Raw genomic sequence first — 17,860 nt, forward strand, 5'->3', positions numbered from 1 at the left:
AATCCGAACTGACCGGTGACAAAATGGCAATCAGCCAGACCGAGGTGCGGAAAACAGTGGGCCAGCCCTTCTCTGACACCGCCAAGTTGCGCATGCGCAATGTGAATGTGTTCTACGGCGAAACCCAGGCTATTCACAACGTTGGCTTGGATATCGGTCGCAATGAAGTTGTAGCGATGATCGGCCCATCCGGTTGTGGTAAGTCCACCTTCCTACGCTGCCTCAACCGCATGAACGACACCATTGAAGGCTGTCGGGTTGAAGGCGAGTTGAGTTTGGATGGCGACCCCATTTATGGTCCCAAGGTGGATGTTGTTCCTCTGCGCGCACGGGTGGGTATGGTGTTCCAGAAACCCAACCCCTTTCCCAAGTCCATCTATGAAAACGTGGCCTACGGCCCCAAAATTCACGGAATCGCCAGCCGCCGCGCCGACCTGGATGAAATTGTGGAAAATAGCCTGCGCCGCGCCGGGCTCTGGGATGAGGTCAAGGATCGTCTGGATAAACCGGGCACCGGCCTGTCTGGTGGTCAGCAGCAACGTCTGTGTATCGCCCGTGCAATTGCAGTGAGCCCGGAAGTGATTCTGATGGATGAGCCCTGCTCCGCTTTGGACCCAATTGCTACTGCACGCATTGAAGAACTGATTGATGAGCTGCGCGAGAACTACACTATTGCCATCGTGACTCACTCGATGCAGCAGGCGGCTCGTGTTAGCCAGCGCACGGCTTATTTCCATCTGGGGCATCTTGTCGAGGTTAACGACACTGAAACCGTGTTCACCAATCCGGAGCACGAACTAACCGAAGCCTATATTACCGGCCGCTTCGGCTGAGCCAGTTCTGCCCCGAGGGATAACTATGGAAATGCACTTCGATCAACATATCTCCCGCCAGTTCAACGAGGACCTGGAGGGAATCAAGACCGAGATGTTAGAGATGGGCGGCATGGTCGCCCGTCAAGTTGCCGATGCCGTCGATGCCCTGTCCAATGCCGACAGCCAGCTGGCGGAGGAAGTCCTGCGCATCGAAGAGGAAATCGACAAGTGTGAGATGGCCCTGGATGAGCACGCGACCTTGATTATCGCCAAGCGCCAGCCCGCCGCCTCGGATTTACGCATGGTGATGTCGGTAACCCGCATCGCCCGCGACCTGGAACGTATTGGTGATGAGGCCAGCAAGATCGCGAAAATGGCGATTGCCCTGACCGATGAGGGCACCTCACCGCGCGGCTATACCGAGATACGCCATCTGGCCAATGCCGTGCGTAAAATGCTCAACGACGCCCTGGATGCTTACACTCGTTTCGATGTGGAGTCCGCATTACGCACCCTCGCCGAGGATGAGCAGGTGGATATGGATTACCGCACCGCCGTTCGCGAGCTGGTGACTTACATGATGGAAGATCCGCGCAGTATTTCCCGTGTAATCAATGTGCTGTGGACACTGCGCTCACTGGAGCGTATCGGTGACCATGCCAAGAATATTTGTGAGCAGGTGGTCTACCTGGTGGAGGGGGCGGATATTCGCCACGGCCACGAGAGAAATCTGAACTTAAGGAAATCCTAAGTTCCCCACCCAAAAGAAGGTCGCTTAACGCGGCCTTTTTTATTGCGTGTACTTACTGGAAAGATGGAAGAGAAGAGTTCACTAAATTTTTGAGTTGAGAGAGAAATAGAAGCCTGCTACGAGTGCTTAGGGAATTATTCACAATGTGTCATAAGAGCGGAGCGTTCTTTCCTACTTTTCTATTTGCAAGTAGATAGCTCAAGGAGATAGTCGGTGAAATATATTTTTGAGGTTCGAATCAAGGAAGGCTTCACTGCGGAAGAATATGCCGATGCCTGGGTACGTGCGTCCCAATTAATTCAGCAAGCACCTGGGGCTATGGGGACGGAACTTTTGCAAAAGATCGGTGACGAAAATACTCTGATCGCCATCGCTACCTGGCATAGTAAAATTGAACGCGATGCCATGCAGTCTCGGCACACGACAGAGATAGACAGGATTATTCAAAGCGTTGCTCCTTTTGTAAGTATACGCCTTTTAGGTGAGTATGAGGAGTTTCGAAAAGTAGATAGTTCTTTTACAGATAGTAAGCGCTAAGGATAACTAGAAAACCTGAATAGAAGCTGAATAAATAAAAGTTTTTCTCAGTCATTAAACAACAGCAAATAATACACACCCTTACAAGGAGATAACTGCTTACGGCAACATATAATTTAGTACAGACTTCGTCATTCACTACATCCCCTGTTTTCACTCCCTTCGTCGCAAAGTCTTTATAAACTGACTTTGTGTAATTAGCTGTGGTTGCGGACAAAAAAACTTTTGCTACAATCCGCATCCCAATTTGGATCCATAGTTAACGAAGGATTTTAAAATGAGATTCAAGCTCGCAGCTCTTCCCCTGATGCTTCTCGCCGCTACTGCTGGTGCCGAGGAGTACAACTCTTTTACTAAATCTAAGTACACCAATTTAGAGAATGATGCAGATAGTTTTACTATTGGCAGCCAGTATTTTTTTAGTGGAAAAGAAACTCTCGGTCCTCTGAAAGAATTTGAGTACATCAACAAAGTTAGCAATATTTACGGTGATTTTTCTCATTACAATGAAGGTAGTGAAGACTCTGATATTTTTACAGTTGGTGGAGAATACTTCGCATCTAACGGGATCGTTTTGGGTGCTCAGTTAGCCGATTGGGGCGAGGAAAATATTGATACTCTATCAATAGGTTATCTCTTTACTCCTAACTTCCTGGTTAGCCTGGAGCATGAAGATAACGACAGCGATAATGAGTTGTCTGTAAATGCTCGTTATAACCATCAGCTGAATGCAACAGATTACATCGGTTTCGACTTTTCCGTTGACGAAGAGTTTGATACCCGCAGCTTGTCCTCGAAGTATTTTACTCACCTGGGTGGCGAGCAGTACCTGACAGCAGAACTGGCTTATGTTAGCTACGATGAGGGCGATGACTATTGGAAGTTGGGCACAGAGTACTTCTTTACTCAGCGCACCTCCGTCGGCTTTACTTTCGATGAAAAAGAAGAGTTTAAGCTGGGAATGAACCATTTCTTCAACCGCAACTTCGCAGTTGAAGCGGCTTATATTTCCAACACTGACAGCGATGATGATTACGATACTTACCAAATTGGAATGACCGTACAGCTGTAAGTCAGAAAAGGGCTATCTTAGATAGCCCTTTTCTTTCCTTGGTTCATTATCGGCTGTTACCTAAGCGCCTATTTCTTGTCGTATTGTTATTGTTTTTAGCAATAAAAAATAACCTCCATTAAAATCTCATAACTTTGAATATATAGTCGGAAAAGGATTTTATGAAAAGCCTCAGGATGTCAATTGTTCCCCTGATGATGCTTGCTACTGGTGTAACGGCTGAGGAGTATAAGTCGATAACTACGTTGAGTTATTCAGATAAAGAATACTCTTATCACGATCATTACTACAGCCCAATGGGATGGCCATATAGCCCAACGTCTGGTTATAGTGTTGAAGAAAATAAGTATAAAACCTCTTCCGTTGGTACTACTTATTTTTTTGGAGGAAAAGAAACTCTTGGGCCTCTAAAAGAATTTGAGTATATTAATAAGATTAGCAATATATCAGCACAGTTCTCTCGACACGAAATTCGGGATGATTATTGGCGGGATGATCACCATCAAAATTCACTTTCTACAAAAGGTGAGTATTTTGTAGAAAATGGTGTGGTACTGAGTGCTGGTATAGAAGATCAAAAATATGCCAATATTTATGATCAATCGATTGGTTATTTTTTCACTCCGAATATTTTAGTGAAATTAAACTACAGTAATACTGATTTTAAGTATTTTGATGAGGAAGAAGAGTTTTCATTAACCGCTCAGTATAGCCACCAATTAAGTGATGCTGGTTATATTGGTTTTACAATGAATGTCGGTGAGGAAGCTGACGATCACACTTTATCTTCTAAATATTTCGTAGATTTCGGAAATGATAAATATCTAAGTGTTGAGGCGAATTATTATCACGGAAACGGAAGAGTATGGGGTGATGCCTCGGAGTTGAATGCAGAGTTCTATTTTAATAAAGAGACTTCCGTCAATATAGCCTATGATGAAAATCATCGTTATAAATTAGGGTTCTCCCACTTCTTTAATCGGAATATTGCCCTTGACGTAGCTTACTTAGCTGCAGCAACAAATAAGTACAATGGATATTACGAAGATTATGGGTGTGATGATTGCGATGCTTATCGGTATGACGAATACCGCCTGGGCCTGAGAGTTCAGTTATAATCTTCTGAAAAAAAGGGCTATTTAATAGCCCTTTTTAATTTTTAAAATCAAAACTTCTAATCGATAAATTCAACCTTTCCCCGTCAACGCCTGCATCCGAGCCTGCGCTTTAGAGCCAATTTCTCCCCCCGCCCCGGCTGCAGTCTCGTAGTGCTTGAAAGCACTTTGTTTATTCCCCTGCTTTTCATATACCTCGCCTAGGTAGAAGTGTGCGTAGGCTGTTTCCAGGTAGCGTAGAGAGCGGTTTAGGTCTCTCTCCGCTGCGGTGTAATCATTTAGCTGTGCACTTGCCATGCCGCGTTTTAACCAGTGGGAAAACAGTGCAGGGTTTTTCTGTACGGCGCGGTCGTAGGCCCGGTGGGCTTTATCAAATTGTTTTTTCTGGGCGAGCAGATCTCCTTCTAGTGCGAAGAAAGAGGCTTCTTTTGGTTGTTGTTTTTGTGCCTTTCGTACCAGATTCAGTGCCGTATCAAACTGCTTTTTATTGGCTGCTGTTAGCGCATCATCATAATTTTCATAGGCATCGGCATCGCGTTTCAGTTGCGCTATGGCCTTTTGATAGGCATCGCGGTTGGTAACCCCGCCTTTGGGTAGGGATTTACTGTGCTCGATATTGGCGCTGACACGGGATTGTGATGGTGGGTGGCTGGCGAAAAGGGCTTCCAGGCCATTGCTTTGGCGCCCCTTCGAGAGTTCGACGAACTTGCGCTGCAATCGCACGGCGCCCTGGGGATCATAGCCGGCGGCAGCCATATATTTCATGCCGTATTCGTCGGATTCCAGTTCGTTGCCGCGACCATAGCGGGCGATATAGGCGGAGCCTCCCAGCTGGCTGCCGGTAGAAATCAGGTCCGCATAGGCGGATTCCTTGGTGGCCGCACCGAGTACTGCCAGCCCGGCCCCGAGCACCTGTTGCTGTGACATGGCGGTGGCGGAGTGGCGTGCTGCAGCGTGGACAATCTCATGGCCGAGTACAGCGGCCAGCTCCGCTTCATCCTCGAGCAGGACCAGCAAGCCCCGGTTAATGGCGATTTTGCCTCCAGGCAGTGCCCAGGCGTTGGGAACGGAGTTGTTCAACACCACAAATTCATAGGGCAGCTGCGGTTGGTCCGAGACCCGTGCCAGTTTCTGCCCAACCCGGTTCACATACTCCTGCAAACTGGGGTCTATGGTGTACTGGCCACCCTGCTGTTGCTGGTTGATCGGGTATTGTTGCTGCCCTAAATTCAATTCCTGTTGGGTTGAAATCAGGGAAAGCTGTTGCTCTCCGGTTACCGGATTGGTGACACAACCACTGAGAATTGAGGTCGCTGTCAACGCCAGTGCGGCGAAGAAAGCCTGGTTACGCGAGATCATTGCTTGCCTCCCTGTATAATGCCGAGTATTCAACGATCACCCATTGTACACAGTCTGGGAATAGAGGTTATGACGGCACTTCAGGTAATTGAGTTATTTGCGGGCACCAATCCCGATGGCGAACCGGTGGTGGAGCGCTTACAGGTGCGTGTCAACGAGGACGATAGTTGCCAGTTGGTGCGCTCTCCCGCATTTATAAAAGGCATCGCCAGCGGCGATTGCATTAAGGTGGATAAAGATACCCAGCAGTTCGAACTGGTAAAGCGTTCGGGTAATCTGGCGATCCGCGTCTTTTGTCGCGGTAACAGCGCCGAACTTTCCGACCGCTTGAGTCCACAGCTCGAAAAACTTGGAGGAGAGCTGGATCTGGAAGTTCCACGAATGCTGGTATACAGCATCCATGTGAGCTGTGGTTTCGACAAAATTGAACAAATTCTTAATAGTGTCTGCGATGGTGCTAACAGTGCTTGGTACTACGGCAATGTCTACGATCCCAAAGATGGCCAGACCCCACTCAATTGGTGGCAGGATATACTGAAGCCAGAGTAGGCTATTGACCGCCGGTCCGAGTGGCTGGACCCAAACGGAAAGCGAAGCAGCGATAAGTAAGGCACCCGATGTTAATAGTGATTTCTCCAGCCAAGACGCTGGACTATGAGAGCGAAATTCCCACCCTGGAAGCCACTCAACCGGATTTTCTCAAGGAGTCAGCGGCACTAATCAAAGAGTTGCGTGATTTGAGCCCACAACAGATCTCCAGCCTGATGAAGATTTCCGACAAGCTCGGTGTGCTGAATTACGACCGCTTCCAGTCATGGAAACGCCCTTTCACCGATAAGAATGCACGCCCGGCCCTGCTCGCTTTTAAGGGTGATGTCTACACTGGTCTGGCTGCCGAAACCATGGGCAAGCGCGATTTCAGCTATGCCCAGAAGCACCTGCGTATGCTCTCCGGCCTCTACGGCCTGTTGCGCCCACTGGATCTGATGCAACCCTATCGCCTGGAGATGGGGACCAAATTTGAAAACAGTCGTGGTAAAAATCTGTATGAATTTTGGGGAGAGCAAATTACTGAGGCGCTCAATTCACAGCTGCAGGCGCTGAAGAGTCGGGAGCTGGTCAACCTCGCTTCTAATGAGTATTTCAAGGCGGTAAAGCCCAAAACGCTCGATGCGGAGGTAATCACTCCCCACTTCAAAGATCTAAAAAATGGTCAGTACAAAATGATCAGTTTCTTTGCAAAAAAGGCACGGGGCATGATGAGCCGCTGGGCCATTGAGCAGCGGGTGAAGAAGGCGGAGGAGCTTAAAGACTTTGATATGGCTGGCTATTCCTATAATTCGGAGATGTCCAGTGAGCGGGATTGGGTCTTTACTCGGGATGAGCAGCCGTGAGCGATTTCAGCCTGCCGGATGCGCCCGCTTGTGCGCGCAATCGCGATCCAATACTTTCCCACTTGCGCCGCCTGTTGGAGGATAGTCAAAAGGTATTGGAGGTGGGGAGCGGCACAGGCCAGCACGCGGTCTACTTTGCCCCGCGCCTGCCCCACTTAATCTGGCAGACCTCGGAACGCGCAGAAATGCTGCCCGGCGTACGCGCGTGGCTGGCGAGTGCGCCCGCACAGAACCTGCGCCAACCACTGACCCTGGATGTCGATGCGTCCTGGCCTGAGTTGAATTTTGATGCGGTGTTTAGTGCGAATACCCTGCACATCATGTCGCGGGAGTCGGTGCAGCGCTTTTTTCACCAACTGCGCACCCTGCTACAACCTGGTGGTCTGTTGGTTGTTTATGGCCCCTTCAAGATCGATGGTAGTTTTATCGGCCCCAGCAATGCAGATTTCGATACCTATCTCAAAGAGCGCAATCCCGACAGCGGTATTCGCGATCTGGAGTGGTTGGACCAGTTGGCAGGGGATGTGGGCATGCAGCGAGAAGAATTAAATTACCTGCCGGCGAACAATCAGTTGGTTGTTTGGCGTAAAAACGATAACAAGGAGTGATTATGCCCGTATGGTTTGAAGTGTCGGTCGTTGTGGCGTTTGCCATAGGGGCGGTTTTCTTTTTCGCTAAATACCGCGAGACTGCCGCCGCCCTGCATGAGAGTGAGCGCATGAAAACACGCCTCTCCAATGACTTGAATCGCTATAAGGATGTACCGCGGCTGCGCGCGTTGCGCGATGCATTAGTCGGTACCAAACCTCTGCCCGTAGATGATGACGGCAATGAGCATCTGCTATTGCGGGATGGAGACTTGCAGTTGCATCACCTGATTTTGCGCCGGGAGAGTACCCCGGTGCACGATGAAGAGGAAGCTACCTACATAAAAGATGGTGAGCCGGTAAAACTATCAGAATTTGAATAGTTTTTACTGATGAAAGGGCGGATCAGGAATCCGCCTTTTCGTTTTGTAGCAGTGCCCTGGAGGGTTTCTCTTCCAGCTTGGTAGAAGGAAAGTGCAGGGTGAAGGTACTGCCCTGACCGGGGACGCTCCGAACACTCATTTCTGCGCCGTGGCGCAACAGTACATGTTTGACAATGGCCAGGCCCAATCCTGTACCGCCACTATCGCGGGAGCGACCGGGGTCGACTCGGTAAAAACGTTCGGTAAGACGCGGGATATGAATCGGATCTATGCCGATACCCTGGTCCTGCACACTGAAGTGTCCGCCGTCCTTATCCTGCCACCAGCGCAGCTGGATTTCTCCGTTCCCCGGACTGTATTTCACCGCATTGAACGCAAGATTAGCGAAGGCGCTGTGTAGCTCGCTGGCATCGCCGCGAATGCTGCAATCCCCTTCGCAGTCCACCGTGACCGGGTGGCGGTCACCGCTAAAGCTGCGCGCCTCCCGGGCAACCCGCTCCATCAACTCGCGGACATCCACGGAGACGTCGCTGGATTTCCGCTCGGAAGTCTCCAGGCGTGCCAGGAGAAGCAGATCGTTGACCAAAGTGGTCATACGCGCGGCTTGTTCCTCCATCTGAACCAGGGGGCGTCGCCAGGCGGGGGGAGCCATATCGCTGCTCTGTAGGGTTTCCAGGTAGCCGGCGATTACGGTGAGCGGAGTGCGCAGTTCGTGGGAGACGTTAGCGACAAAATCCCGGCGCATCTGCTCGAGATTGTGCAGGCGAGTGATATCGCGAACGATCACCAGAGCTTCATCCTTGCCGTAGCGGGTGACTTCCAGCTGTAGGTGAAGAGCTTCATTGCCTGGGGCCTGCAGGGTCAGTGGTCCACGGGGACTGTTGTCCTCGCTGTGCATATAGCTGACAAATCCGGGATCGCGCACGAAGTTCACCAGGGACTGTCCCTGATCGCTGGACTGTAGGCCGAGCAGCTCGCCGGCGGCGGGGTTCCACCAGGCCAGGTGGTCGCCATTTTCCAATGCCACAATACCTTCGCGCAGGGCACTGGTACTGTCCTGAACACGGCGCAACATGGCATGCAGCTTTTGTTTTTCGCGGCGGTGGCGGCGCTGCATGCGGTAGAAGTCGTCGTAGATTTCGCCCCAGATGCCAAAAGCGGTGGGCGCAGGGCCGCGGCGGCCATTGGCCAGCCAGCGATTGAAGCGGTGCTGTTGCCACAGTACCGAGAGCAGGTAGGCTGCCAGCCCTAAGATCAGGGTCAAGGACCACTCGGAGGTGGTGAACCCTAGGGTTAAGCAGCCCAGTGCAATAATTAAAAAGCGCGAAAATTCGCCAATACTGCGATCCAACATAGCCTTGCCGTGTTACCTGGCGGTCGTCGGGAGGGCTGGTATCCACCCCCGCACTCAGTACATCTTAGAAACCCGATCCTCTACAGGAGTGACCAAGGGTTACCGCGGGAGTCAGTGCCGATCCAGAAGGATTGTCACACTTTTTCGACAGTTTGCACAGAAAATCGATAGCCGGTGCCGCGCACTGTCTGGATATAGCGGTCGTGACCATCCAGTGCCAGTGCCTTGCGTAGGCGGCGGATATGTACGTCGACCGTGCGCTCCTCCACATACACATTACCGCCCCAGACATGATCCAGCAGTTGGGTGCGGGTGTAGGCGCGCTCCTGGTGAGAGAGGAAGAAGGTCAGCAGGCGAAATTCGGTCGGGCCCATATCCACCGGCTGTCCCTTGATGTTGACCCTGTGGCTGATAGGGTCCAGAACCAAATCTCCGGCGCTGAGGGGGTCTTCGGGAGTGGCTGGGCCGGCGCGACGCAGTACCGCCTTGAGGCGCGCCACCAGTTCCCGGGGAGAGAATGGCTTGGTGATATAGTCGTCGGCGCCCGTCTCTAACCCTTTGATTTTATTATCTTCTTCACCCTTGGCGGTGAGCATGATAATGGGCACCGCAGTGGTCAGCTCGTCGCGCTTGAGGCGGCGGGCCAGCTCCACACCGGACACATCGGGCAGCATCCAATCGAGGAGAATGAGGTCTGGCTTTTCGTCGATGACCAGGGCGTGGGCCTCCTGGGCGTTCTCCGCCTCCAGGCAGCGGTAGTCTGCCATTTCCAACGCCACCCGCAGCATATCGCGGACTGCTGCTTCGTCGTCGACAATCAGGATTGTTTTACTGTGCATTTGGCTGCCATACCCGTTCTGTTGTCAGAAGTTCCCGGTTATGACCGGGGATTAAACGGGATTTATATGACAAATATATGACGGTTGTGCCTCAACTCCCAGACCTGGATCAATTGAAGAGGTAATGCAGGAATATTCCGGCAAATATCGCCAATCCTACCCAGTTGTTATGGAGAAATGCTTTGAAGCAGGCGTTTCTGTCCCGGCCGCGGATCAGCCACTGCTGGTAGGAAAAGAGCGCCGCCACGATAGCCATAGCCACATAGTAAATGGCGCCGAGAGCAAAGCGCTGGCCCATCAACAGTAGTGCCAGTAACACCAAAACCTGCAGGGCTGCAGTCATGGCTCTGTCCATATCCCCGAACAGAATTGCCGTGGATTTGACCCCGATTTTCAGGTCGTCATCCCGATCCACCATGGCGTAGAAGGTGTCGTAGCAGAGAGTCCACAACAGGTTGGCAGTATAAAGAAGCCAAGCCTGTGGCGGGACTTCGCCAGTCACTGCGGCAAAAGCCATGGGGATGCCCATACTGAATGCCGCACCCAGTACCACTTGTGGCAGGTGAGTATGGCGCTTAGCGAAGGGGTAGCAGAAGGCCAATGCCAGTGCTGGCAGTGATAATAAAATCGTTAGCCGGTTGGTGGTGAGGACCAGTAGAAAAGCCGCGAAGCTGAGCCCGGCAAAGAGGCCCAGGGCTGCCTTGGGGGTAATACTTCCTGTGGCGAGTGGGCGCGTGGCGGTGCGCTTTACATGGCCGTCAATCTCGCGGTCGGCAAAGTCGTTTACCGCACAGCCGGCCGCACGCATCAGTATGACTCCCAGGGTGAACACCGCAAACAGGTGCAGCCCTGGCCAGCCGCCCGCGGCGAGCCAAAGTGCGGCCCAGGTTGGCCATAGCAGTAGCAGGGAGCCGATGGGCCTATCCATACGCGCCAATTGCCAGTAGGGCATTACTGCGGGCCAGCGCGCGGCGATTTGTTGGCTGATCACGGTAGCTTATCTCCCTGTGTTTGGTTATTGGTTTGTGGGGGCTATGGGTGGGCCGTCGGGACGAAAGTGCGTGAGGAAGGCCTCTGCCACCAGCAGGGGTTTGCCCCGCAGCCAAAATATTGAACGGCGCCCCCAGACGTTATCGCCCTCGTTGCAGAGCCCTTGAGCCTGCAAATCGGGGTTGCGGCGCAACTGGTTGAACTCTATTTCACCGCGGCGGATTCCCGGTTCGCTGAAAAGCAGCTCCCCCAGGGGGCGGCTGTCCAGGCTGCGCAGGTTGCGGGACTTGCCCTGCAGGCTACGCAGGGGCAGGACACTGCGTGCGTAAACCCAGGGCTGGCCACAGCCCAGCAATAAAACCTCCCGCACCAGGGCGCGGCTGCGGCGATTTAAATTGAGTGCGCGGCATTCCTCGGCGCGAGGCAGTTGCCAGCTCTGGCCTAGTACCCGCACGCTAAAGTCCCCTCCACTTAATTGCTTCAGGGCTGCAGTGAGCGAACCGGTGTAGGCCAGCCACGGCATCAGGTTTTCCGGTGGCTGGGACTGCGCCGGTTCAAATGGCCGCCCCTGCCAATCGCCTGCAGGTACAAATGGAGATTGGTGCAACGATAACTCCGGAGTCTGCAAAAGGGGGCATTGTACCCTGCCCTCTGGCGGCTGGCGCCACCCCGTTGGATTTTTGCTCACCGGGGCGGCAATGGATATAGTGCTCCCTTTAATGAAAACAATGAATTTATAAAGAGAAGCTTGTTATGGGGCTTACGACCAAAATTCTTCTGGGGATGGTGGCGGGCATCGGCCTGGGGGTCTTGTTCAATTACTTGAATGCCAGCCAGTTGTTGGGTGCCGGCGTTACCGAGGCCATCAATCTCTATCTGACAGAGGGGCTCTTCGACATCATCGGTCGGATCTTTATCGCCTCGCTGAAATTGATGGTGGTGCCACTGGTATTGGTTTCTCTGATCAGCGGTGCCTGTGCCCTGTCAGAGGGCAGCCGGATCGGGCCGCTGGCGGGTAAAACTGTTCTGCTTTATATGCTCACTACGGCGATTGCCATAACAGTGGCCTTGTGCCTGGCACTGGTATTCCAGCCTGGGGTGGGTGTGAGTGAGGCCGCTGCGACGGTAAATTCTACGTTCCAGCCAAAGGAGTCCCCGCCCCTTTCTGAAGTCCTGGTGAATATCTTCCCCACCAACCCGGTCGCGGCTATGGCCGAAGGCAATATGCTGCAGATTATCGTGTTTGCCCTGTTGATGGGCTACGCGATTTCCCGTTGCGGTGAGCCGGGCCAGCGAATTGCCGCTTTCTTTAACGATTTGAATACCGTTGTACTGCGCATGGTTGGGGTGCTGATGGTATTTGCACCCTATGGGGTATTTGCTCTATTGGCGAAGACATTTGCGGATCTTGGCTTCAGTGGGTTAGTGCAACTGGGTAAATACTTCCTGGTCGTTTTATCTGCCCTGTTGCTCCATGCCCTGGGTGTTTACTCGATTATCTTGAAGCTTTTGAGCGGCCTCAACCCGCTGGAGCTGATAAAGAAAATGTGGTCGACCATGGTCTTCGCTTTCAGTACCGCATCCTCAGCGGCCACCATTCCGGTAACTCTGTCGACGGTGGAAAAGCGTCTCGGCGTCGATAACAAGATCGCTGCTTTTACTGTACCCCTTGGCGCCACTATTAATATGGATGGCACCGCGATTATGCAGGGGGTGGCTACGGTCTTTATCGCCCAATTCTATGGCATTGATATTGGTTTTACCGGCTATCTCACCGTAATTCTGACGGCAACCCTGGCTTCCATTGGTACCGCGGGTGTGCCCGGCGTTGGTCTGATCATGCTCGGTATGGTGCTGCAGCAGGTGGGTCTGCCGCTGGAGGGTATCGCGATTATTATCGGCGTCGACCGCTTGTTGGATATGGTGCGCACTGCAGTGAATATTACCGGCGATGCGGTGGTGAGCAGCGTGGTGGCGAAGAGTGAGGGCGCACTGGATGAGGAGGTCTACTATGACTCCAATTACAACAGTGTAAACGCCAACGACCAGCAAAATACTATCGGCGCCCACTGAGGCGCCCAGGTATCAAGCCTCAGCAAAGCGGGGCTTGTTCTGTAGCCAGCGCTTGATCAGCTGGCTGCGCATTTCCTGATTCAGAGCCGGAGATACGGCGATCTTTTGCACCTGTGGCAGCAGTTCCGCATCCCGCTGTAGATCGGCGATGCGGTGCTGAATCTCCCCGGTCTGGCGGGTGCCGAGAATCTCACCGGGGCCGCGCAGACGCAGGTCCTCTTCTGCGATGGCGAAGCCGTCGCTGTGCTGGCGCAGTGCCTGTAAACGCGCGCGGCCATTTTGTGAAAGCGGAGTGCCGTAAAGCAGTACACAGTGACTGGCGATAGAGCCTCGCCCTACCCGACCGCGCAGCTGGTGCAGCTGGGCGAGGCCCAGGCGCTCGGGGTTTTCGATAATCATCAGGCTGGCATTGGGCACATCCACCCCGACCTCGATCACCGTGGTTGCCACCAACAGGTCAACCTCACCGGCTTTAAAGGCACTCATAACCTGCTCTTTCTGTTCTGGCTTGAGGCGCCCGTGTACCAGGGCTACGCGCGCACCGTCGAGCATCTCCGCTAATTCCTCGGCGGTGGACTCCGCTGCCTGAGCCTGCAGGCTCTCAGATTCCTCAATCAGGGTACAGACCCAATAGGCCTGGCGCCCTTCGGCGATGGCACTGTGTACCCTTTCCATCACCTGGTCGCGGCGATCGTTGGAGATTGCCACGGTGTTGATCGGCTGGCGCCCGGGGGGCAGCTCGTCAATGATGGAGCAATCCAGGTCGGCAAAGGCGGACATCGCCAGTGTGCGGGGTATCGGGGTAGCGGTCATGATCAACTGGTGTGGTTGCAGCCTGCCGGTCGCTCCGCTGGCAGCGCCCTTCTCGCGCAGCTCCAAACGCTGGCGCACCCCGAAGCGGTGTTGCTCATCGATAATTACCAGCACCAGGTTGTGGAACACCACGCCTTCCTGAAAGAGTGCGTGGGTGCCCACCACCAGCTGCGCCTCGCCACTGGCAATTTTGCCCAACTGCTCGCGTCGCTCGGCGGCCTTTAAGCTGCCGGTGAGTTGCGCGACCTGAACACCGAGAGGTTCAAGCCAGTTGCAGAAGTTGATTCTGTGTTGTTCGGCGAGAATCTCAGTCGGTGCCATCACCACCACCTGAGCCCCAGCGCCGATGCCCTTGAGGGCGGCCATGGCGGCTACCAGAGTCTTGCCGGCGCCGACGTCACCTTGCAGCAGGCGCATCATGGGGATGTCCTGGGCGAGGTCTTCGGCGATCTCCTCGCAGACCCGTTGTTGTGCACCGGTGAGCGCAAATGGCAGGCGCGAGAGAAAATCCCTCTCCAGGGATTTGTTTACGGATAGTGGCGGTGCCGCGACCCTGGCGCTGTTGCGCCGCAGTTCCAGCAGGCTCAAGTGGTGTGCCAGCAGTTCTTCCAATGCCAGGCGCTGCTGCGCGGGATGCGTGCCGGCGGCAAGCTGTTCCAGCTGGGTGCCGGCAGGGGGCGAATGCAAATAAATCAGGGCGTCACTCAGGGGATAACGCAGTGTTTTTGGTAATAACTCAGCGGGGAGCAGCTCGGTCACCGCTCCGCTTCGCAGTAGAGCCACTGCCTGCTGCATCAGGCCGCGCATACGCCCCTGGCTAACGCCTTCGGTCAGGGGATAAACCGGGGTTAGGGTTTCCTCGGTAGCGGCGTTTTCACTGCCGACCACCTCAGTTTCCGGGTGGTACAGCTCCAGGCCGGCGGCGCCGCGGCGTGCCTCGCCGAAACAGCGCAGGCGCACACCGCGGGCAAAGCGATTTTTCTGCGCTGCAGAAAAGTGGAAAAAACGCAGGGTGATACTGCCGCTCATATCCTGCAGCTTCACTACCAAGCTGCGTCGGCGGCCGAAGACCACATCGGCTGCGGTCACTTCACCTTCAATAACGGCGTCCATGCCGGCGGTGAGTCCGGCCACCGGCACGACTCGGGTGCGATCCTGGTAGCGCAGTGGCAGGTGGAACAACAGGTCCTGCAGGGAGTGGATATGCAGTTTGGCCAGCACCAGGGCAAACTTGTCCCCAACGCCTTTGAGGTTGGTGACCGGCTGATCCGCGAGGCTGTTTATGGCTCGATCAGGTGACACTGGCTGATGGCCTCACGCAATATATCGATAGCACGGTGGCGTGGAAAACTGGCGCGCCAGGCCAGGGCGACGGTGCGTCGAGGGCCGGGTGCCTTGAAGGGGCGGGTCTCCAGCAACCCGCTGGCATATTGCGAGGCGGTGGCAGCGGAGAATGGCAATACGGTGATGCCGAGCCCGGAAGCCACCATGTGTCTCAGGGTTTCCAGCGAACTGCCATCGGCAGCTGTGCGAATGCCCCCACCGCCACTCTCCTTGTCCATAGTCACCTGCAAATGTGGGCAGGCTTCCAGCACCTGGTCACGGAAACAGTGACCCTCCCCCAGCAGCAGCACATTATCTTTGGTGAGCTGTTCCGGTTCTATGAACTCCTGCTGTGCAAGGGGGTGTCCCGCCGGCATCAAAACTACAAAGGGCTCGTCATAAAGTGGCTGGGTGACGACATCGGGCTCGGTGAATGGCAGCGCAATAATGATTGCATCCAACTCCCCCTTGCGCAGGCGCTGGCGCAGGGTGGCGGTGTAACCCTCTTCTACATAAAGGGGCATGTCCGGTGCTAAGTGCTGCAGCTGCGGAATAAAGTGAGGGAACAGATAGGGACCTATGGTGAATATCGCCCCAACCGAGAGGGGGCTCGCCAGCTGATCCTTACCGGCGCTGGCGATATCTTTAATGGCGGCGGATTGCTCCAGCACCAGTTGGGCCTGGGCGACAATGCGCTCTCCCAGTGGTGTGGCCTGTACCCGGGTCTTGGAGCGTTCGAACAGGGCGACCCCCAACTCTTTCTCCAACTTTTTCACCGCGATAGACAGGGTCGGTTGGCTGACGAAGCAGCGTTCGGCAGCGCGGCCGAAGTGCTGTTCCTGAGCGAGAGTGACTATGTAGCGCAGTTCATTGAGGGTCATGGTAAAGACAATTAAAGAATAGTAGTTGATAGCTATTATTCATAAATAATGGCCGCTGGCCACTACTGAACTTCAAGCTGTCGCCTCAAGCACAAAGTTGGAAAAAATTACCAATTATGGAAGGGTATATGGGATTGAGGCGCAAAATTTTGCTATATCTTATGTGGGCCAACAGAATGGAGAAACGCCATGGGAGTTTTATCCTGGATTATTCTCGGACTGATTGCCGGTGCCTTAGCGAAATGGATCATGCCAGGTAAAGACCCCGGTGGCTGGATAGTCACAATGGTGATTGGCATCATTGGGGCCTTTATCGGTGGTTGGTTGGGCGCCCTAATTGGATTCGGTGGACCCGTGACCGGTTTCGGATTTGGCGACATAATAACGGCCACCATTGGTGCGATTATCTTTCTCGCTGTCTACCGCTTACTCAAACGGCGCGGTAATTAGTTCAATATTAGAGTGGCAGATGGAATGGCGAGGCGCGAAAGTGCCCCGCATCGTTATTCATGGACGGTAAAGCCGCAATCGTTTGCGGATTATTTTTGGCGTACCGCATAAACGCCCGGAGAAAAGGCTAGGGGTTCCCCAGGTAGGGTTTCTCCAGCGGGACGCAACAGCACAATATCAAGGGAATATGGCAATCGACGCTATCCCAGGCGTCCGATTGCCGGGAACTATATGACACAAAAAGAGAAGCTTTGGATCCTTGGGTGTGGCGACCTCGGGGCGCGTCTTGCGCTCAATATAGATCGCAAGCAATACAGCGTATACGGCATGCGGCGCAATCCACTGGTGGCCCTGGCGAGTAAGCGACGTGCAGATGCCGTCAATTGGCGCCGCGGGGATGCTACCAAGGTGGGGGATATAGAACGCCTGCTGGCGGATGGTGCCGATATCATCCTCGCCACATTTACCCCGGATGAACATACCCCAAGCGGTTATCAGCGCGCCTATGTGGAGACTGCCCGGGCGCTGAGTGAGGCCGTTTCGCGCCTGCCAAAACCGCCGCGCATGGTGATTTGGGTATCTTCCACCCGTGTGTATGGCCAAAGCGGCGATGATTTTCTCGATGAGCAGACGCTCCCTGTGCCCAGTGGTTTTCAGGGGGAGGCACTGCTCGCGGCCGAGGATATTATTCATTCGGCGATACCGGGTGCCTGCATTGTACGTTTTGCCGGCATCTATGGCCCCGGTCGCGACCGCCTGCTCTCCCAGGTGCGCGCCGGTCGCTGTGCCCCGCCCCAGCCCCCCCAATTCAGCAATCGTATTCATGTGGATGACTGCATTGGCTTTTTGCTGCACCTGGTTGAAAGGCAAAAGCAGGGTTGGAAGCCGGAGCCACTGTATATCGGTGCTGACAGCAAGCCGGTGCCCATGTATGAACTGCAGCAATGGCTGGTGAAGGCGATGGGTTACACCAGTGCCCATCTGCGTGAGATTGTGCAGACCAGTGAGCGCCGCTCGAAAAAGCTCAGTAACCAGCGCATGCTCGCCAGTGGCTATCGGCTTCAATACCCCGATTACAAAGTGGGCTACAGCGCATTATTGGAAGCGGAAGGCTAGTAAAAAGC

Annotated in this window: 19 protein-coding genes; 12 read left to right on the forward strand and 7 right to left on the reverse strand. The window is 54.0% G+C overall.

Annotated elements, in window-relative coordinates; translation table 11 throughout:
• Window positions 1-23 precede the first annotated feature (23 nt).
• The 5 genes from pstB to ACXAFI_RS18125 all read left to right on the forward strand — a co-directional run bounded on the left by pstB (window position 24) and on the right by ACXAFI_RS18125 (window position 4,293).
• Complete coding sequence (gene pstB / locus ACXAFI_RS18105; RefSeq protein WP_253869151.1) at window positions 24-833, forward strand: phosphate ABC transporter ATP-binding protein PstB; 810 nt, start codon at window positions 24-26, stop codon at window positions 831-833.
• Between the two features lie 25 nt (window positions 834-858).
• On the forward strand, window positions 859-1,566 hold the full coding sequence (phoU, locus tag ACXAFI_RS18110) for a phosphate signaling complex protein PhoU (protein ID WP_152455918.1): 708 nt from the start codon (window positions 859-861) through the stop codon (window positions 1,564-1,566).
• A gap of 213 nt (window positions 1,567-1,779) precedes the next feature.
• A complete protein-coding gene (locus ACXAFI_RS18115) occupies window positions 1,780-2,103 on the forward strand; it encodes an antibiotic biosynthesis monooxygenase family protein (protein ID WP_475109919.1) in 324 nt (107 codons plus the stop codon).
• Between the two features lie 277 nt (window positions 2,104-2,380).
• A complete protein-coding gene (locus ACXAFI_RS18120; RefSeq protein WP_475109920.1) occupies window positions 2,381-3,175 on the forward strand; it encodes a putative porin in 795 nt (264 codons plus the stop codon).
• A 161-nt stretch (window positions 3,176-3,336) separates the two neighbouring features.
• Window positions 3,337-4,293, forward strand: coding sequence for a putative porin (locus ACXAFI_RS18125; RefSeq protein WP_475109921.1), 957 nt, complete (start codon window positions 3,337-3,339; stop codon window positions 4,291-4,293).
• Between the two features lie 69 nt (window positions 4,294-4,362).
• On the opposite strand, the gene ACXAFI_RS18130 is transcribed toward ACXAFI_RS18125, so the two are convergent.
• Complete coding sequence (locus ACXAFI_RS18130) at window positions 4,363-5,649, reverse strand: M48 family metalloprotease (protein WP_475109922.1); 1,287 nt, start codon at window positions 5,647-5,649, stop codon at window positions 4,363-4,365.
• Between the two features lie 69 nt (window positions 5,650-5,718).
• On the opposite strand from ACXAFI_RS18130, the gene ACXAFI_RS18135 reads away from it, so the two are divergent.
• The 4 genes from ACXAFI_RS18135 (at window position 5,719) to ACXAFI_RS18150 (ending at window position 8,013) form a co-directional block, all read left to right on the forward strand.
• Window positions 5,719-6,198, forward strand: coding sequence for a DUF4265 domain-containing protein (locus tag ACXAFI_RS18135; RefSeq protein WP_152455908.1), 480 nt, complete (start codon window positions 5,719-5,721; stop codon window positions 6,196-6,198).
• Window positions 6,199-6,266: 68 nt separating this feature from the next.
• On the forward strand, window positions 6,267-7,043 hold the full coding sequence (yaaA, locus tag ACXAFI_RS18140) for a peroxide stress protein YaaA (protein WP_475109923.1): 777 nt from the start codon (window positions 6,267-6,269) through the stop codon (window positions 7,041-7,043).
• Window positions 7,040-7,651 (forward strand): DUF938 domain-containing protein, encoded by a 612-nt coding sequence (locus ACXAFI_RS18145; protein ID WP_475109924.1) that lies wholly within the window; start codon window positions 7,040-7,042, stop codon window positions 7,649-7,651. The genes yaaA and ACXAFI_RS18145 overlap by 4 nt, the downstream gene beginning before the upstream one ends.
• Window positions 7,652-7,653: 2 nt before the next feature.
• Window positions 7,654-8,013 carry a hypothetical protein gene (locus ACXAFI_RS18150; protein WP_152455903.1) on the forward strand — a complete coding sequence of 120 codons (360 nt, stop codon included), beginning with the start codon at window positions 7,654-7,656 and terminating at the stop codon, window positions 8,011-8,013.
• Window positions 8,014-8,035: 22 nt separating this feature from the next.
• Here the strand turns inward: ACXAFI_RS18150 and phoR are convergent, their stop codons facing one another.
• The 4 genes from phoR to ACXAFI_RS18170 form a co-directional block, all read right to left on the reverse strand.
• Entirely contained in the window at window positions 8,036-9,367 is a 1,332-nt protein-coding gene (gene phoR / locus ACXAFI_RS18155) for a phosphate regulon sensor histidine kinase PhoR (protein ID WP_152455901.1), read from the reverse strand.
• A 134-nt stretch (window positions 9,368-9,501) separates the two neighbouring features.
• The gene (gene phoB, locus ACXAFI_RS18160; protein WP_444920518.1) at window positions 9,502-10,206 is read right to left on the reverse strand and encodes a phosphate regulon transcriptional regulator PhoB; all 705 of its coding nucleotides are present in this window, start codon (window positions 10,204-10,206) and stop codon (window positions 9,502-9,504) included.
• Between the two features lie 109 nt (window positions 10,207-10,315).
• Entirely contained in the window at window positions 10,316-11,158 is an 843-nt protein-coding gene (gene ubiA / locus ACXAFI_RS18165) for a 4-hydroxybenzoate octaprenyltransferase (RefSeq protein WP_475110016.1), read from the reverse strand.
• Window positions 11,159-11,221: 63 nt separating this feature from the next.
• A complete protein-coding gene (locus ACXAFI_RS18170) occupies window positions 11,222-11,803 on the reverse strand; it encodes a chorismate--pyruvate lyase family protein (protein ID WP_152455896.1) in 582 nt (193 codons plus the stop codon).
• A 146-nt stretch (window positions 11,804-11,949) separates the two neighbouring features.
• On the opposite strand from ACXAFI_RS18170, the gene ACXAFI_RS18175 reads away from it, so the two are divergent.
• The gene (locus ACXAFI_RS18175; protein ID WP_444920516.1) at window positions 11,950-13,269 is read left to right on the forward strand and encodes a dicarboxylate/amino acid:cation symporter; all 1,320 of its coding nucleotides are present in this window, start codon (window positions 11,950-11,952) and stop codon (window positions 13,267-13,269) included.
• Between the two features lie 12 nt (window positions 13,270-13,281).
• Here ACXAFI_RS18175 and recG read toward each other — a convergent pair whose 3' ends face one another.
• Window positions 13,282-15,384, reverse strand: a complete 2,103-nt coding sequence (recG, locus tag ACXAFI_RS18180) for an ATP-dependent DNA helicase RecG (protein ID WP_475109925.1) — start codon at window positions 15,382-15,384, stop codon at window positions 13,282-13,284.
• Window positions 15,363-16,286 carry a hydrogen peroxide-inducible genes activator gene (locus ACXAFI_RS18185; protein ID WP_152455890.1) on the reverse strand — a complete coding sequence of 308 codons (924 nt, stop codon included), beginning with the start codon at window positions 16,284-16,286 and terminating at the stop codon, window positions 15,363-15,365. The genes recG and ACXAFI_RS18185 overlap by 22 nt, the downstream gene beginning before the upstream one ends.
• A 189-nt stretch (window positions 16,287-16,475) precedes the next feature.
• On the opposite strand from ACXAFI_RS18185, the gene ACXAFI_RS18190 reads away from it, so the two are divergent.
• Window positions 16,476-16,736 carry a GlsB/YeaQ/YmgE family stress response membrane protein gene (locus ACXAFI_RS18190; RefSeq protein WP_020413961.1) on the forward strand — a complete coding sequence of 87 codons (261 nt, stop codon included), beginning with the start codon at window positions 16,476-16,478 and terminating at the stop codon, window positions 16,734-16,736.
• 231 nt (window positions 16,737-16,967) lie between these two features.
• Window positions 16,968-17,852 (forward strand): NAD-dependent epimerase/dehydratase family protein, encoded by an 885-nt coding sequence (locus ACXAFI_RS18195; RefSeq protein ID WP_475109926.1) that lies wholly within the window; start codon window positions 16,968-16,970, stop codon window positions 17,850-17,852.
• The last annotated feature ends 8 nt before the right edge of the window (window positions 17,853-17,860 follow it).

The sequence above is a fragment of the Microbulbifer sp. ABH2_005 genome, assembly GCF_056160005.1.

Excerpts from the sequence above, each read along its gene's own strand:
- pstB (WP_253869151.1), top strand. The coding sequence starts at position 24 with ATGGCAATCAGCCAGACCGAGGTGCGGAAAACAGTGGGCCAGCCCTTC.
- phoU (WP_152455918.1), top strand. The coding sequence starts at position 859 with ATGGAAATGCACTTCGATCAACATATCTCCCGCCAGTTCAACGAGGAC.
- ACXAFI_RS18120 (WP_475109920.1), top strand. The coding sequence starts at position 2,381 with ATGAGATTCAAGCTCGCAGCTCTTCCCCTGATGCTTCTCGCCGCTACT.
- ACXAFI_RS18125 (WP_475109921.1), top strand. The coding sequence starts at position 3,337 with ATGAAAAGCCTCAGGATGTCAATTGTTCCCCTGATGATGCTTGCTACT.
- ACXAFI_RS18130 (WP_475109922.1), bottom strand. The coding sequence starts at position 5,649 with ATGATCTCGCGTAACCAGGCTTTCTTCGCCGCACTGGCGTTGACAGCG.
- ACXAFI_RS18135 (WP_152455908.1), top strand. The coding sequence starts at position 5,719 with ATGACGGCACTTCAGGTAATTGAGTTATTTGCGGGCACCAATCCCGAT.
- yaaA (WP_475109923.1), top strand. The coding sequence starts at position 6,267 with ATGTTAATAGTGATTTCTCCAGCCAAGACGCTGGACTATGAGAGCGAA.
- ACXAFI_RS18150 (WP_152455903.1), top strand. The coding sequence starts at position 7,654 with ATGCCCGTATGGTTTGAAGTGTCGGTCGTTGTGGCGTTTGCCATAGGG.
- phoR (WP_152455901.1), bottom strand. The coding sequence starts at position 9,367 with ATGTTGGATCGCAGTATTGGCGAATTTTCGCGCTTTTTAATTATTGCA.
- phoB (WP_444920518.1), bottom strand. The coding sequence starts at position 10,206 with ATGCACAGTAAAACAATCCTGATTGTCGACGACGAAGCAGCAGTCCGC.
- ubiA (WP_475110016.1), bottom strand. The coding sequence starts at position 11,158 with ATGCCCTACTGGCAATTGGCGCGTATGGATAGGCCCATCGGCTCCCTG.
- ACXAFI_RS18175 (WP_444920516.1), top strand. The coding sequence starts at position 11,950 with ATGGGGCTTACGACCAAAATTCTTCTGGGGATGGTGGCGGGCATCGGC.
- ACXAFI_RS18185 (WP_152455890.1), bottom strand. The coding sequence starts at position 16,286 with ATGACCCTCAATGAACTGCGCTACATAGTCACTCTCGCTCAGGAACAG.
- ACXAFI_RS18190 (WP_020413961.1), top strand. The coding sequence starts at position 16,476 with ATGGGAGTTTTATCCTGGATTATTCTCGGACTGATTGCCGGTGCCTTA.
- ACXAFI_RS18195 (WP_475109926.1), top strand. The coding sequence starts at position 16,968 with ATGACACAAAAAGAGAAGCTTTGGATCCTTGGGTGTGGCGACCTCGGG.